This window comes from Hydrogenophaga palleronii NBRC 102513 (assembly GCF_001571225.1).
Classification (GTDB): domain Bacteria; phylum Pseudomonadota; class Gammaproteobacteria; order Burkholderiales; family Burkholderiaceae_C; genus Hydrogenophaga; species Hydrogenophaga palleronii.
Map to the genome: position 1 here is coordinate 94646 of NZ_BCTJ01000004.1, position 14384 is coordinate 109029.

Genomic DNA, 14384 nt, shown 5'->3' on the forward strand with positions numbered 1-14384 from the left:
GCGAGTCAGTCGCCGAAGTCCGTGGTATCGCCCAGTGCCTTCTGCACTTCGATGAGGCCGCAGTTGGCAAGGACGTACAACTGGTTGTAGTCGTCGCCCGTCGGTGCCTGTTCGGCGTCGTTCAGGCGGGTGTCCAGATCGACGATTTCCTGGCGTACCGAGCGGGCCAAGGCCAAAGGCTCGGGCGCTTCGTCGGCGATCGACTCACCCAGCGCCGTGAGCACGATGCGGGGAGACAGCGCATCCGCAAGAGACTCGAAGACGGTCGGTGTATCGCCGCGGCAGATGGCCTCGGCTGTGCTCTGACCGATGGCAAAGCGCGTGACTTCGTCATCGTCGGCGCCTTCGGTGTCGTAGTCCACGACAACAAACGGTGGCATCGGAAGATGGCGGGGCCAGTCTTGAACGACGATGGCCTGGACCAGGCCACCTTCGAGGACGACCGCAAAGGAGGGAGTTCGGGACATGGTGTTGCTCCTGTGAAAAGAAGGAGGGACACCGCCCCGAAGGGACGGATGTCCCTCATGGGTGTGAAAAAAATGCGGAGGTTGCCCTGGTGGGGCTTACCAGCCGCTGTAGTTCAGCACCAGGTCGGCGATGACCTGACGACGCTCCAGATCCAGGCCGCCGAGATCGGCAAGCCCTTCAAATCCGCAACGGCGCAGCATCGCAGCACCCTCACGGGCGTTGTAGAAGCTGACCATCGCGGACAGGAACATGCGTTGACCGCTGCTCAGAACGCCGAGGGCATCGTTGAGCGTCAGCATGTTGGGACGGAGATCCCACTTGCTGGTGGCGTGCTGCAGCCCTTCGTGGGTACCGTTGCCGAACCACTCGGGTCCTGCGATTTCGGCACCGCGCTTCCAGGCTTGGAAGAATGCGTCCGGAGCGCATGCGAAATGCCGCTCTTCCCGCATGATCTGATCAACGACTTCCGGGGGCAGAAGCTGGTTCATGGGCTATCTCCTTGCTGAGGGATCAGGGGTTGGGCAACTGGGTCCAGCCGCCTCTTTCGAGGGCTCGCTGGGCACTGGCTGCGCTTCGGAAGTACTCGTTCGATTCGCGAGACACGGGGCCTTCGCTGTCGCGGGTGCCGATGTAGTGGCCCGCTGCGCTTTGCATGACTTCAAGCGACAGGTATTTGCCGACGTAGACCAAGGCCAGATGGCCGAAAGAGGCGCGGTGAGACATGGACGACTCCTAGGTGACAGCGAGACGGCCGTGCCCCTGTCGGGATGGCAGTTCCCGCGAGGGTTGAACAAAGAAAGATGCATCGACGCCTGAATGGCGTTCATCCGCGGACCGATGCGATGGCGGACTGGTGGATCTCAGGGAGGGGATTCCCTGCGCAGCCGGAGGATCCTTGCTGCTGGCATGGTGCTGACAACGTCAGCGACACATGCGGGAAGCTTTGCCCAAGCAGAGGGGGGAGTCAGGGAGCAATGGGAATCCGCGCTGTACCGGATTCATCGTGTGCCGTGTGCCTGAGCGGTCCTTGTGACCGCACAAAGAAAGGCCCCCGGAGATCCGGGGGCGTGGTGGTGGATGAAAGGTGGATTCAAGCCGTCACTGCGGCCAACTTGCCTTCCGCGTCGAAGGTCAGTTGAACAACGGCCCCCGCCAGCTTGGGCTGTGTCGAATAGCGCAACGTGTTGGGCAGCAGGGCCTGTACAACGCCGGCCGGGGACTGTGAGCAGCCCACGGCGATGAAGGTGTCGATGGTGCGGCCGTCTTCATCCTCGCGATCCTCGTCATAGCGATCATCGAAGATGTAGTCCGATACCAGCGACGTCACATTGCCGGCATCGGCCGTGAGGAACAACGTCACACCTTTGCGAATAGCGCCGACCGCAACTTCCGGCTCGCCGTCGATGCTCACGTACAGGCTGTCAGCCAAGGCGAGTCCAACTTCGTAGTCGGCCAGACACAGGCTGTCATCACGGTGCAGGATCGAGCCTGGTCGGACGTGAACATCCTCCGGTGCAATGGGCCTCACGAGTCCCAGCAGCCAGTGCCCGCCGTCGATACCGCTCTCCTCGACCAAGAAGGCCTTGCGAGCCTCCAGGTACACCTCGGCGGTGGGTTCGTCGTCGCCTTTCGATTCGATCCGCCAGGCGCCCGTTTCTTCCAGCACCTCGCGGGCCACGATGCCTTCGGACACGTGGCGATCCCAGTAGTGACGGAATCCGGCCGGTTCAAGGGCCCACGATCGGAACCAGGCTCTTGGAACGAAGGGGACATCGTTGAGCAGGTCTGCGTTGGATGAATCCACGCAGATGCGCGCGAAGTGCACGACAAAGTCGCTGGCCGAGAGGCGTTCCTTCTTTTCGGTCAACGCCTGGCGATAGGCACCGTCGACCGCAGCTTGGATGTGCTTGTGGTCTTCCGCCTCGTTCAGCAGGTGCTGGCGATCGGGAAGTCTGGCGAGTGTCGCGGCCGGTAGCCGTATGACCTGATGCCTGCATATCGACGGCGATCGACCGATTGGAAGGCCTTGGAGAAAGCACCGCCACTGCGTGCGTGGAGCGGACAGATCGAGCAGGATCTTGCCCATGGGCGTCTCGCGCCATTGCAGCGCGGGATCCGCCAGGGGCCGAAGCACCTCGTGGCCATTGAGCCAGACTGGAACTGGAAAGGCTTCGCACAGGGTGCGCAAAAGGCGGTCAGCCCAAACAAAAAGGGTCTCCCCCGGCTGCGTTGGCTGGATGCCATCCAATCGGATTTCCGTGCCTACAACCAGATCGCAGGGGAATACCTGAATCGGCTCGCCGCGGATGATTGCCGCCGTAGCCGCACTGAATGCCTTGCCATCAGACCGGACGGTCAGGCGTTCAGCGAAGTACAGCGTGGACAACACCCCCATGCCGAAAGCGTTCTCGCGCGTCTGTGTCTGTTCGTCCCAGCCGGACTCGGCAATGTGGATGAGGGTCTGCAGGTCGGTGATGCCGCTGCCGTCGTCACGGATGGTGAGACTGTTGTCTTCCACGGTGAAGTGGATGGCACCGGCTTGGGCGCGCCTAGCGTTCTGCAGCAGTTCCCCGAGCATCGAGCCCTGGTTGAAGGCATGGCGCAGGTTGGCGATGAGACGGTTCTGGTTCGTCTGAAGACAGATGGTTCTCATGGAAAGCTCCTTGGATGGCTTTGCGTCTGAGGACGCGTGGATGGGTAGGTCGCCAAGAGGCGAACGAAAGGCGCCGCGCACACTGGGAAGAGGTCGGCTTGGGCTTTGGATGGGCAGGTGCGCCCGAGGGATTTCGTTGCATCAGCGCCCTGGCGGGCGTGCATCCGCGGCACGATGCGATGCGGATGGGGATGGTCGACACGCCTGGGCGTGGCGCAGCCTGGGGCGACATTGGCTGCTGGCGGGTTGCTGTTGAAACAGCGAGCCTGTGCCAAGGATCTGGGTCGGGGTTGGTTCTGTCGTCAGGAAATGGGAAACCGGACGTTCCGCGATGGTGGGCGAATCTTCGGAGTGCGCAACATGCGCTGGTACGGCGCGAGAAGGTGCCGGAGGCCGTCTGGCCTCCGACTCAAGACAAGGTCACCACCCATGGGCTGCACAGGGTTCGGTCGTCGGTAGAACCGTCCACTGTTTCAGCATTCACACCCGACCCATATCGTGGCTGGGGTCGGTATTGCCTGGCGCACATCCGCGCACAAAAGGCGCCCGTTGATTCGCCGGCGGGCTCCGGCACTGAATACCGTCGACCTTGAGGGGTCTCCTGGTGGCTCGCGTAGCGCCATGCTTGCGAGGCACCAGGAGACCCCTCTCTGCGGACGGAAGAAATGCCGATCAGGAGAATGCGCAGGCGCGCGATTCGGGTAAAAGTGGCCTTCTCGCCTCGTGGACCAAAGGCGGTCCGCAGAGGCGCGCACACCGTTGCAGAAGGAGTCGTGCGCTGGTTGTCCCGCTGGGAGGCGGGACGGACTGCCATGTCGCCGGCTGCGGGCCGACATGGTGGTGGGATTCAGGGCACTTCAGGGTGCCTTCGGCTTGCTGCGCTTGCGCGTGCCGCCTGCGGCTTTGCCGGTCTCGACAGGCAGCGTGCCCTTGCAATCCGGATACCGGCTGCAGGACCAGAACGGCCCGCTCTTGCCGGTGCGTTGGCGTGTGGGGGCGCCGCAGTCGGGACACGCGGGCCCCTGCGGGACCTTGATTGCCAGGCTGGTGCCGCGATACTGCTGGATCAACTGTGTAATCCAGGACGATTGCTTTTCGATGAATGTATCGAAGCTGAGTTGCCCCGACTCGATCATGTCCAGCGCCTGTTCCCAGATTGCTGTGGTTCCTGGATCCGCAATAGCGGCGGGCACGGTATCGATCAGGGTAAACGCCGCATCCGATGCGCGGATGGCGCGGCCTTTCTTCAGCAGATACCCGCGCCCGAGCAGCCCTCCGATGATGTTGGCGCGGGTGGCTTCGGTGCCAATGCCCACGGTGTCCTTGAGCTTCTGCTTCAGCCTTGGATCGGAGACCAACTTGGCCACGCCCTTCATCGCCTTGACCAACTCGCCTTGCGTATAGGGTTTGGGCGGCAATGTTTTCATGGCCTTGAGTTCGGCCTGTGCGACCCGGCACTGCATGCCGTTTGATAGTGTCGGCAGGATCTGTGCGCGCTGGGAAGGCTCGTCGTCCGGGGCGTCCGGGCCACAGTTGATCAACGCCAGACGCCAACCCAGCACCACGACCTGCTTGCCCGTGGCCTGCATCGATTCACCGGCCGACGACAAGAGTGCGACGGTGCGGTCATATTCATGGTGAGGCATGAACTGGGCGAGGTAGTGGGCGCGAATCAGGCCATAGACTGCTTGCTCCTTCTCCGACATGGCCGACAGCTTGGCTGGCTCCATGGTGGGAATGATGCCGTGGTGGGCAGTGACCTTGCCGTCGTTCCAGGCGCGGGAGACCTGGGCAGGATCGAGCTTGGCCACCATCGCGCCGAGAGTTGGGTCGGTCGCGACCAGCGCGCTCAGGACAGCGGGTACTTCGGCCAGCATGGATTCGGGCAGGTAGCCTGAATCCGAACGAGGGTAGGTGGTAGCCTTGTGGGTCTCGTAGAGCGCTTGCGCGATATCCAGCGTTTCCTGCACATCAAGCCCGAACTGGCGAGAGCAGACCTCCTGCAGCGTGCCCAGGTCGAACGGAAGCGGCGGAGCCTCCCGGACGCGCTCGGTTACCACAGAACTGACCTGAGCCGAGCCGGTCGAGCGGATGCGCTCCAGTGCTTTGCGGGCAACCGCCTCTTGAAGGCAGCGGCCGTTCTGATCACAGACAGCGGGCGGTGCCTGCCAATTGGCCGTGAAGGTGGCCGATGTAGCGCTGAGAGCTACCTCGACAACCCAATAGGGTACGGAGACGAAGCGCGCGATGTCACGATCGCGATCCACGACCAGTTTCAACGTGGGTGTCTGCACGCGCCCCACCGAGAGCACGCCCTCGTAGCCAGCTTGGCGACCCAGGACCGTGAACAGCCGGCTGAGGTTCATGCCGATCAGCCAGTCCGCGCGAGAACGTGCCAGTGCGGAGAAGTACATCGGCAGCGTGTCCGCCGATGGCTTGAGGGAGGACAGTGCCTTGCGGATGGACGCGTCATTGAGCGCCGATAGCCACAGCCGCTGGATCGGGCCTCGGTAGCCGCACAGCTCGATGATCTCGCGGGCGATCAGCTCACCCTCGCGATCCGCGTCCGTCGCAATGACCAGCTCGGTAGCCTGCGCGAGCAGGCGCTTGACTGCTTTGAACTGCGTTGCCGTCTTGGGTTTGACCTCGACGCGCCAACGCTCGGGAATGATGGGCAACTGCTCGATGGACCAGCGCTTGAACTGCTCTCCATAGGATTCCGGCGGGGCGGCCTCCACGAGATGGCCTATGCACCAGGTGACGGTGAAACCTGTGCCGCTCAAGCATCCTTCGCCGCGCTGTGTGGCCCCCAGGATGCGCCCGATGTCTTTGCCCTGAGAGGGCTTCTCGCAGAGAAATAGCCGCATGCCGCCTCACCCACATGATGTTGTTCATGGGCGCAAGCATGTCGAGAGATTGCGTTACGGGCAGCAAACAACGCGGATGGCGGGAGATCGCGTTGTGCCCGCGGATTGATCGGTGAATTCGCGCTCTAACTGCACGGCGACGAAGTCGCCGTGGCGCGAGGTCAGTTGCTGCGGTGGGCGAGCCTGTTCTGCAGCAGGAACCAGCACATGTTGAGTGCGAAGGACCGTCCCAAGCGGGCCATCTGGTTTTCGGGGATGCCGAGCGGACGGTGAGCGCCCGGGCTGAGGAAGCCATAGACTCCAACCAGGCCTTTTTCTTCTTCGATGGTGATCTCGCCGTGCTTGCGCAGGAACGCGATGATCTCGCCCCACTTGGTCGGATCGTATGTGCTCGTAATCTGCTGCTGCCGTGCGGTGTCTGCTGCGACATCCCCTGCGAGAGTTTCTAGGGCGACGCGCACATTGGTCAATGCCGCGTTGTAGTCGGGCAGCGCTGCACGGAAAGCTTCTGCCGAGTCGTTGATCTTGCCGATGATCCCCTCGCACCGAGGTGCACCTGAACTGCGCAAGGCTGCAATCAGATCGTCTTCCACAGGTGCCGCATCCGCTATGGAAGGGTCGGCTTGCAGCAGTTTTTTGTCCTGCGCGAGGTAGCCGTCGATCAACAGGCACTGGGTTAGGTCATGCATGCGCTCGTCGAAAACATGTTTAGGAGAAATCTTGGCGCGCAGGTTGCCAGGTGTCGCGACGATCTCTTTGAGGACCATCAGCAACGTTTCGTCGTTCTGGTCACGCACGATATTCATGATGCCGTTCAGCAACTGAGCCGGATACAGAGAGAGATGATGGGCGCCATACTTGCTGAATAGCGCGATGGAGACGGCGGCTTCCTGGATCGAAAGAAACTGGGCCAGCGAATATCGGGTTCTGTGGCTGATCATGAATGGAATCCCTTGACTGAATTACCACCAGTATGCCGATTAACTTTCAGAGTCGCACAGAGGCTAATACGCATGTCCTGGTGCAAGTGCCTCGGATCTGCGGTGACCGTGTGCCGCCCCGGATTCAGCGATCGCCGGCGCCGGATGCCCGCTGCACTGCAGATTGCAGGCAAGGCTCGGCCAGTTGCGGGCCGGCGATCAACGCTTGGTCGGATGCGGCGCGCTCCAGGACACTTGGCCAATCTGGTGATGTGGTCTCAGCACTTAGACCGGACAGACTCGCGTTGATCCTGCCGATGAAGGCCATGTTTTCGTCGGCTGGCGAATCGAGTACGACGGGATCGCCGCTGACGTCTTCGATAAGTCGCGGGAGCCCACGTTGCTCGCGACCGTTGCCGGCGCGATCGACAAGATAGCGCTCCCGCCAGATCTCGCCACGAGTCCGCTTCCCTTCGGTTTCCAGGCTCGTGGTGTACTTCATCATCCACATGTGCATGTAACGTTGCCGCTGCTCGCTGTGGCGCAGATTGAGGTCGTGGAAGCGCTGGTAGAACGCCTCGTCATGTCCGCACTCAAGACTATCGCCTTCATGGGCAATCTCGTGTTCTATCAACGAGAAGATGTACGAGGCTGTTCTCATCGGGCTGGATTTGAGCCGGCGCACGATGGTGGCGTCGATCGCGATGTAGCTGCTTCCGTCAGTCCAGGCCTCGGCGGCGTTGGAGCTTCCCAGGAGAATGTGCAGGGTCTTGCCGCCGCGGGTATGACCGCCACGGGTTGCGCGAGCACCGGTGCATAGCGCGCCATAGTGTTGCAGGCACCAACGCAGCGCTGTCCAAGCACGCCTTGTTTCCCGATCCAGTGTGGCCGCCTCGCTCACGATGCACGTGCGTTCGACGAAGGCGTCGCGAAGTGTCGAGAATGCGATCAACCGGGGCACATAGAGACTGCCAAGACCCCAGAAGGTAGTGCCCGCCTGCTCAACATCACGATGCAGGTTGATGTGGATTCTGCCGACGCAATCCACAAAGTCCTGAGCGTTGTAGCAACCAAAGCGGTCCAGGGTGGCGGGATGAACGATCACGGCGATGCCTTCCCGGGCGATGGCTTCACCCTTGGGGACATCAAGGGCGCTATCCACCACAGCGAACTGCCCACCTTGCTGCTTGTTGTGGCTGTAGCGGCATTTGCGCAGAAACTCCGCCAATGACACGTGCCGCTTGCCAGGCAACAGCGTAACGACTTCTTCCTCGCAGTAGGCGATTGCCATGCTGGCTTCGCCTGCCAGTAGTGCGCGGGCGCAGCGTTCGCGCCGGGCTTCGGTCTTGCGGTGATCGCCGAGGCGCGCTGCCATCTGGTCCGCCATCTGCCCGAATTTCTTGGCAATGGACTTCCAGACCTTGCAGGTTTTGCGCAGTATCTCGGTCCTGGAGACGTTGAGGCTGATGGCCTGCTTGGAGACGATCAGGCCCCCAGCTCCCCAGATGTGGCCTGGGTCATGGCGAACGAGGACGCCAAGGTTGTAGATCGAGACGGCACCGTCCGCCTTCGCGCGATACCAGGCGAATTCGTCCTCGGCATCCCAATGCTCTGCACGAGGATCACGCGTAATCTGCTGCCCATTTAACTCGACACACAGGCTGGTGTAGCGCACGAGGTCGCGAACCTCCTGAAGGGCGGTCATAAGTTCCATGTCGGTGAGGCGTTCGTACCACTCACCGGAGATCTCGCAGCCGTGTAGCGCCGCGTCCAGAACCTCAAGATCGTAGTGATAGCCCATGGTGCGGGTGTCCACCGTCATCATCCACGCCGCTGAGCGCCAGACCGTTTTGGCGTGCGCCATGATCTGGCCCCGACCAAGGCGGAAGCGGCCATAGACGGCGTCGCCATCGCTGTGAGGGGTGCCAAAGCGGCCAAAGTACCGTACGACATCCTCCCGGCTGGCGAAGCCATGGCCGTCATCGCAGCAGACGAAGCCCTCACGGCTCAGTGACAACTGCACGGAGGAGGCGTTGGCGTCTACCGAATTCATCAGCAGCTCGATGATGGCTTTACCGATGGAGCCGGCTTGGCTGTAGATGATGTGATGAATGATTTGCGGGTCTAGCTCGAACGGCAATCGCATGCGGCCTCCTGGATGGTTGGGGTGGGGCGGTCTTGCCAGTGGTAGATCGAACAACGTGTTAGCGTCGCCTGCGGGATGGCAGGAACAGTCGCGTGTTCTGAGGGGCTCACATCCGCGCACGCGCTGTCTTGTAGCCGGGCGTCATGCGGCGTCTCCAGGAGCTTCTGCTAGGCCGCCGCAAAAAACCTCAGTGGACGTTGGTGGAGCGATCCCCTGGGGATAATTCGTCAGCCACTAGTTGGGGCGGGAGCAGAACACGTCGTACTGCTCCCTACAGGTCACGGTGCGTCGTTGTCCTGCTCGCTTGCAGGCTTGACGCTGAGCTTCACCAATTCCACGCGGAACGGCAGGATGCCCACGCGCCGGGCCTCGATCTTGAACGTGGTGCGTTCGTTTTCTTCGGCATCCTCCCATTCGTCCTTGACCGTGCGGCCTTCGACCATGACACGCATGCCTTTCTGGTACAGATCCTTCCAGTGGTCGGCGTCGCGGTGCCAGATCTCAACCGGTGCCCAAAAGCCACCGCGGTCCTCGAATGTGCCGTCCTTCTTCGGCACCGGGTTGTCGAAGTAGACGTTCAGCCGCAGCAAGCGATTGGGCTCGTCGTTGCCGTTGGCGAACTCGCGGAAGTCGGGGGTGGAACCGATGTTGCCTTCGCCGTAGAAATGGGTGCTCATATTGAAATCTCCTTGGTGGGGGAAGAGCCCGCCTGGCCCACGGCCAATGCGGGAGGGATGCTGGCCGTCAGGGTTGTGGCAGATGCCCGGGGCGTGCGGCGGTAGCGGCGCCCTGGACCCGGCGCAGGTACGCGAGTTCGGCCTGGGCCATCTTGTTGGCGCAGTCCTGGGCCTGGCGGCCCAGTGTGTGCAGCAGGCTGATCTGCATGTTCAGCACGATGCGCTGCTGCTCCAGGGCATGCAGGTCGGCCAGCAGGCTGACCGGCGTGGCGGTGCTGGCGATGATTTCCTGCCACAGCGCCACGCCCATGGCGGACCGGTCTGGCCTGCGCCAGCGCAGAAAGGTCGTGCCTGCGCCAGTCTTCTGCTGGGCCAGCTCCGCAGGCAGCAGGTTAAAGGGATGCCCGGTGGCTTGCCGCAGCACGCGCCGTTGCGCCAGAGCGATGAGCTGGTCCCTTTGCGCGTGACATTGACTGGCCCAGACCTCGAGAGTCCCCTTACCTTTAAAAGGTTTTAAAAGGCCTTTTAGATAGGCTGCCTGTTCCAGCTTGACGAAGTCCGCCTGTTCCAGCGGACGGAAGTGGGCGTATTGCCCCAGGCCCGGGTCCGTCATGCTGGCTCGTCCTCGGCATCTGCTGCAGTCGCGGATGGCACTGGCGCAGCGTCGGTGCTTTCGGCTGCGGCGGGTTCGGCGGCGTCGCGCTGCTGCAGGCCGCGGCGCGAGATCGGCGGCGCGAAGCGGGAGCGGCGCGTGCCTTCCAGTACGTCCTGCGGCAGCTCGCCGTATTTTTCCAGGGCCGCGCGGGCTGCTGCATTCTTCGCAGCGAAGTCGTCGCGCGTCGTGCCCGAGTACCTGAATTGCTGCGCCAGCGAGAAGAGGCTGCGGAGCGCATGAGCGCCATCGTTGAGCCAACGTTCCAGGGTGCTGCGGTCGATCAGCGCGGTGTGGTGGGCCAGGATCAGCTTGCGGGCGATGTCGTCGTAGTCGGCCAGCAGGTAGACCGCAGCGAAGCCCAACTGGGCATTGACGAACAAGGGCAGCTTGACGGGCTGCACATTGAGGTTCTCGCCAAGGGTCAGTGCCGTCGGCACACCGGCCAGGGCCTGATCAACCTGCTCTCGCAGCGCCTGCAGGGCGGTCTTGGTCTGATCGAGCTTCTCTTCGATACGCAGCATCCACCAGTCGGAGTACGGGTCGTCCTGCTCGGCGCCGCGCTTCATCTTGTTCATGACCGAGACGTAGCCGTTGAGGCCCACGATGGCCGCTCGGCCGTCGCCTGCGGCGCGGCCATGCCAGATACGGGAAGCATGATGGGTGTGCAGCGTCAGCGACATCGCGCTGCGAAGCGACCCGAGATTCAACTGCAAGGGTTCATTGGTTGCCATGGTGTGGGCTCGCTGTTGGGAAACGAGCCGCCAGCTTCCCGGCGTTGGGGAAGCTCGTCAGTCAACAAATGGAACCTGGAGCCTTCCGCGTTCTCGGCGTGTCGCGAGCCGCTGCCAGCTATCCCCAGGGGATAGCTCCACGGACCTCCATCGAGCGTTGCAACCCAGCGGGTTACGATGAAGCTCTGATACCGACAACTGATTGCTTCGAAGACGGAGGAGCGGATGGGGAGTAGTGCCAAGCTGGTTTTGAATGGTGAGCAGCGATCTCATGCGGATGCTGTGCTGGAGATGCTCGGGCGTGCCCAACATTTCGAGTGCATGGTGGCGTTTGCGAAGGTCTCCGCGCTATCAGAGTTGCTGACACCGTTGGAGCAGGCGCTGGACCGCGGCATGTCGGCCCGGGTCGCGGTCGGGCTGAGCTTCCACCTCAGCGAGCCGCAGCTGTTGCGCAAGCTGTTCGATCTGTCGAAGCGCAGCGCTATGCAGCTCTACTTGAGCACCGGCGATGCGACATTCCATCCCAAGATCTACGCGACCCAGGAGCCCAAGCGGTGCACGGTGATCGTGGGGTCGGCCAACCTGACGGCTGGTGGTCTCGGCGACAACCACGAAGCTTCGCTACTGGTCGACGGCCCGGACCCCACATTGTTTGCAGAGGTCCAGGCGTACTTCGATGTGCTCGTCGCCGAAGAATCGCTTGTCCTGGCAACCAAGAAGCGCATCGATGCGTATGCGATCGAGTTTGCGATCCACGATGCCTGGCGCAAAATGGCAAGGAAGCGGGCTGATCGCGTTTCCCGTGATGACGTGCAGGACATGACGGTGTTGGCGGACCAACTGGCGGAAATGAGGCGCGACGGTTCGCCCCATGGATTTGCCGCACAGCAGCTAATGCGCAGTTCCAACCTGAGGTTGGCGCGACGCCAGATCAAGGACTTGGCGATAACCGTCAAGGGCGGCGCTCGGAGTTTCCTTCCGCGCTATGAAGCACTGATCAGCACATTCCATTCGGGGGGACTGCACCGCGCCAAAACCCGCGTTGCCAGAGCGCCTGCGCGATTCCTTGCAGCCATTGCAGATATTGCAGGCCAGCCCGGCCTGGCGCCGGCCGAGGCCTTCGAGCTGTTGCACGCGCACTTCGAGAACATCACTGGGGCTGGTATCAACCTGTTGACCGAGATCCTGCATGCGCTGGACAACCGGCGGTATGCGGTGATGAACCAGAATGCAGTGACGGGCCTTGCGGTCGCAGGGTTCGGTGGCTACCCGGACCACCCGACGAAGTCCAACGTCGATGGCGATCTCTATGCGCGCTACTGCCAGCACGCGCGATCCGTCCAATCAGAATTGGGACTGGCCAATCTCACCGAGTTGGACGCCTTGTTCAACTACGTGTATTGGCAGGAGGAGCCCGAGGCATAGGCGGAACAGAGACAATGACAGCTATCCCCAGGGGATAGCTCCATGGACATCCAAGGACATCTGCGAGCCGGGCCTCAGCTCTTGCTCAGCAAGTTGCGCAGCCGCTCGATATGTTGGCGGGCCACTTCCGGCGGAACGACGTTGCGCGGCTCCTGCGTTGGCGTCGGAGAAGCAGGAGCCGCGGCCGGCTTTGCCTGACCCGCCCACGCATTGAACTCGCCTCGGATGGCGCGCTGGACGATGCCGAACAGATAGCCGGCGGGGTTGCGGATCGAGCTGCCCTTGCAGCGGGCGTCCCATTCGTCCAGGACGGCCTGGCGCATGGACTCCTGGACCTGTTGCAGTGCCACCATGGCCCCCGCTTGCTGCTCGGGCTTGAGGTCGGTGAAGCGTTTGGGCATTTGCAGGCCGTTCAGCGCATGCGCCCGCGCGGTAGTACGTACTTTATTAATACTTTCCTTACGTACTGTACGGTCCTCCTTCGGATTCCGAAGAGAGGCGTTTTGTGCGGGTTTCGCCCCTGCTTCGGATTCCGAAGACGGGGCATCGATATTCCGAAGTGGGCGATTCGGCCTTTCTTCGGAATCGTGGCGGGTGTCGTCCTGTGGATAACTTTCAGGGGGCCAGCCGCCCTCGGCCATGCGGCGCGTGAGCACCTGCAGGCGGGTCGGTAGCGCGCGGCCGCTGAGCATCGGGTCTTCGGCAATGTCCTTGAGAGTCTGGATGCCGACCGCTTGAACGGCCTTGGCCGAATGGCTCAGGGCATGGCTGACCAGACCCAGGTAGTCAGGATCCAGTTGCATGGCCTCGAATGGTGTCAGGGGCTCATCATGCAGGACGTAGAGGTTGCCCTGGATGCGGCCGGTCTTGGCATCGCGTCGCCGGCGAACGAGGCTGAGCCAGCGTGTCAGGCGCAGCAGGGTCAAGGCGCGGGCAACGGTTTCGTGCGAGGCTTGCGGACCACAGGGCATGGACGCCAGCCAGGGCCTGAGCTGCTCATAGGTGGGGAATGCGGTGAGCCCGTCGTCGTTGAGCAGCAAGCGAAACACCTGCCAGGCGTTGCGCTCCAGGGGTGTGAGCCGTCGATCCAGAAACAGTGCGCGGGGCACGCTCTCGTGACGGTTGCCGCTGTAGAGGAAGGCATCCGTGGGGGCGGGTGCGGGCGCGGCCTGTTGTTGGGCCGCAAGGGTCTTCAAGGCGCCATCGAACAGGTCTGATAGCGGAACGGGGCCTCGGCGCTGGATCTCATCATCCACCGCCATGACCTAGACCAGTCCCTGGTCGACCCAGGACTTGATGGTGGCCCAGACCACCGACAGGGGCAAGGCCATGCCTTCTGCGAGATCCATGGCGGCGGCCAGGAGCGATGCCTCATCGGCGCGTTCCACAGCCTGCTGCGCAGTGAGCGCTTTCCAGCGTTGCCACAGCTCCGTGTCTTGTGTTTCGTCCAGCACAGGATGCCGACCTTTGCGTTTGGGCAGGCTCAGAATCTCGCGGCGCAGGGCGACTTCCTGATGGGTTAGACCGTAGAAGCGGCTGACCATCTCGGTGCTCGCGCCCAGGCGCAGCATGCGGTCAACGGTCGCAATTTCCTTCTCCACGTCGAGCGCCTGGACGAGCAGGCGACGCAGCACCTCTCGATTGATGGATACGGAGCACCAGGACACGGATGCATTGGCCAACACGCTGATGAGGGCCGGGTGCTTGAGCGCGTCCAGGTCGTCATCGCCGAACCCCATCGCCTTGCAGCGGCGCAATTGCCCATTGCGCAGGTCATGCAGAGCCTGGGCGATGACGGCTTGATTGAGCGGATGGGGTGTCGACATGGCTAGCCTCCTTCGC

13 protein-coding genes are annotated in these 14384 nt (G+C 62.4%); 1 reads left to right on the plus strand and 12 read right to left on the minus strand.

From position 1 onward, the window contains the following. Nucleotides 1–5 precede the first annotated feature (5 nt). The 10 genes from HPA01S_RS05055 to HPA01S_RS05100 all read right to left on the minus strand — a co-directional run bounded on the left by HPA01S_RS05055 (nt 6) and on the right by HPA01S_RS05100 (nt 11117). Entirely contained in the window at nt 6–467 is a 462-nt protein-coding gene (locus tag HPA01S_RS05055; RefSeq protein ID WP_066267466.1) for a hypothetical protein, read from the minus strand. Between the two features lie 96 nt (nt 468–563). Then, on the minus strand, nt 564–956 hold the full coding sequence (locus HPA01S_RS05060; RefSeq protein WP_066267467.1) for a hypothetical protein: 393 nt from the start codon (nt 954–956) through the stop codon (nt 564–566). 22 nt (nt 957–978) lie between these two features. Continuing rightward, nucleotides 979–1191 (minus strand): hypothetical protein, encoded by a 213-nt coding sequence (locus tag HPA01S_RS05065; RefSeq protein WP_066267468.1) that lies wholly within the window; start codon nt 1189–1191, stop codon nt 979–981. A 367-nt stretch (nt 1192–1558) separates the two neighbouring features. After that, nucleotides 1559–3121: an ATP-binding protein gene (locus tag HPA01S_RS05070; RefSeq protein WP_066267471.1), complete on the minus strand. Its 1563-nt coding sequence runs from the start codon at nt 3119–3121 to the stop codon at nt 1559–1561. An 857-nt stretch (nt 3122–3978) separates the two neighbouring features. Continuing rightward, nucleotides 3979–5988 (minus strand): DNA topoisomerase III, encoded by a 2010-nt coding sequence (locus tag HPA01S_RS05075; protein ID WP_066267473.1) that lies wholly within the window; start codon nt 5986–5988, stop codon nt 3979–3981. A gap of 161 nt (nt 5989–6149) precedes the next feature. Further along, entirely contained in the window at nt 6150–6929 is a 780-nt protein-coding gene (locus tag HPA01S_RS05080) for a hypothetical protein (protein WP_066267475.1), read from the minus strand. Between the two features lie 124 nt (nt 6930–7053). Next, the gene (locus HPA01S_RS05085; RefSeq protein ID WP_084360476.1) at nt 7054–9054 is read right to left on the minus strand and encodes an ATP-binding protein; all 2001 of its coding nucleotides are present in this window, start codon (nt 9052–9054) and stop codon (nt 7054–7056) included. 278 nt (nt 9055–9332) lie between these two features. After that, entirely contained in the window at nt 9333–9731 is a 399-nt protein-coding gene (locus HPA01S_RS05090) for a single-stranded DNA-binding protein (RefSeq protein ID WP_066267478.1), read from the minus strand. A 67-nt stretch (nt 9732–9798) separates the two neighbouring features. Then, entirely contained in the window at nt 9799–10344 is a 546-nt protein-coding gene (locus tag HPA01S_RS05095) for a DUF3158 family protein (protein WP_066267479.1), read from the minus strand. Next, nucleotides 10341–11117: a PFL_4669 family integrating conjugative element protein gene (locus HPA01S_RS05100; RefSeq protein ID WP_066267480.1), complete on the minus strand. Its 777-nt coding sequence runs from the start codon at nt 11115–11117 to the stop codon at nt 10341–10343. The genes HPA01S_RS05095 and HPA01S_RS05100 overlap by 4 nt, the downstream gene beginning before the upstream one ends. 225 nt (nt 11118–11342) lie before the next feature. Between HPA01S_RS05100 and HPA01S_RS05105 the strand changes: the two genes are divergently transcribed. Continuing rightward, nucleotides 11343–12542 carry a phospholipase D family protein gene (locus HPA01S_RS05105; RefSeq protein ID WP_066267481.1) on the plus strand — a complete coding sequence of 400 codons (1200 nt, stop codon included), beginning with the start codon at nt 11343–11345 and terminating at the stop codon, nt 12540–12542. Between the two features lie 74 nt (nt 12543–12616). Here the strand turns inward: HPA01S_RS05105 and HPA01S_RS05110 are convergent, their stop codons facing one another. Both HPA01S_RS05110 and HPA01S_RS05115 read right to left on the minus strand, forming a co-directional pair. Continuing rightward, nucleotides 12617–13804: an STY4528 family pathogenicity island replication protein gene (locus HPA01S_RS05110; RefSeq protein ID WP_066267483.1), complete on the minus strand. Its 1188-nt coding sequence runs from the start codon at nt 13802–13804 to the stop codon at nt 12617–12619. Between the two features lie 3 nt (nt 13805–13807). Then, nucleotides 13808–14368 carry a DUF2857 domain-containing protein gene (locus tag HPA01S_RS05115; RefSeq protein WP_066267485.1) on the minus strand — a complete coding sequence of 187 codons (561 nt, stop codon included), beginning with the start codon at nt 14366–14368 and terminating at the stop codon, nt 13808–13810. Nucleotides 14369–14384 lie beyond the last annotated feature (16 nt).

What these genes read in the sequence shown, in the direction of transcription:
- HPA01S_RS05090 (WP_066267478.1), bottom strand. Translation starts at nt 9,731, where the DNA reads ATGAGCACCCATTTCTACGGCGAAGGCAACATCGGTTCCACCCCCGAC.
- HPA01S_RS05095 (WP_066267479.1), bottom strand. Translation starts at nt 10,344, where the DNA reads ATGACGGACCCGGGCCTGGGGCAATACGCCCACTTCCGTCCGCTGGAA.
- HPA01S_RS05070 (WP_066267471.1), bottom strand. Translation starts at nt 3,121, where the DNA reads ATGAGAACCATCTGTCTTCAGACGAACCAGAACCGTCTCATCGCCAAC.
- HPA01S_RS05080 (WP_066267475.1), bottom strand. Translation starts at nt 6,929, where the DNA reads ATGATCAGCCACAGAACCCGATATTCGCTGGCCCAGTTTCTTTCGATC.
- HPA01S_RS05105 (WP_066267481.1), top strand. Translation starts at nt 11,343, where the DNA reads ATGGGGAGTAGTGCCAAGCTGGTTTTGAATGGTGAGCAGCGATCTCAT.
- HPA01S_RS05055 (WP_066267466.1), bottom strand. Translation starts at nt 467, where the DNA reads ATGTCCCGAACTCCCTCCTTTGCGGTCGTCCTCGAAGGTGGCCTGGTC.
- HPA01S_RS05065 (WP_066267468.1), bottom strand. Translation starts at nt 1,191, where the DNA reads ATGTCTCACCGCGCCTCTTTCGGCCATCTGGCCTTGGTCTACGTCGGC.
- HPA01S_RS05085 (WP_084360476.1), bottom strand. Translation starts at nt 9,054, where the DNA reads ATGCGATTGCCGTTCGAGCTAGACCCGCAAATCATTCATCACATCATC.
- HPA01S_RS05110 (WP_066267483.1), bottom strand. Translation starts at nt 13,804, where the DNA reads ATGGCGGTGGATGATGAGATCCAGCGCCGAGGCCCCGTTCCGCTATCA.
- HPA01S_RS05115 (WP_066267485.1), bottom strand. Translation starts at nt 14,368, where the DNA reads ATGTCGACACCCCATCCGCTCAATCAAGCCGTCATCGCCCAGGCTCTG.
- HPA01S_RS05100 (WP_066267480.1), bottom strand. Translation starts at nt 11,117, where the DNA reads ATGGCAACCAATGAACCCTTGCAGTTGAATCTCGGGTCGCTTCGCAGC.
- HPA01S_RS05060 (WP_066267467.1), bottom strand. Translation starts at nt 956, where the DNA reads ATGAACCAGCTTCTGCCCCCGGAAGTCGTTGATCAGATCATGCGGGAA.
- HPA01S_RS05075 (WP_066267473.1), bottom strand. Translation starts at nt 5,988, where the DNA reads ATGCGGCTATTTCTCTGCGAGAAGCCCTCTCAGGGCAAAGACATCGGG.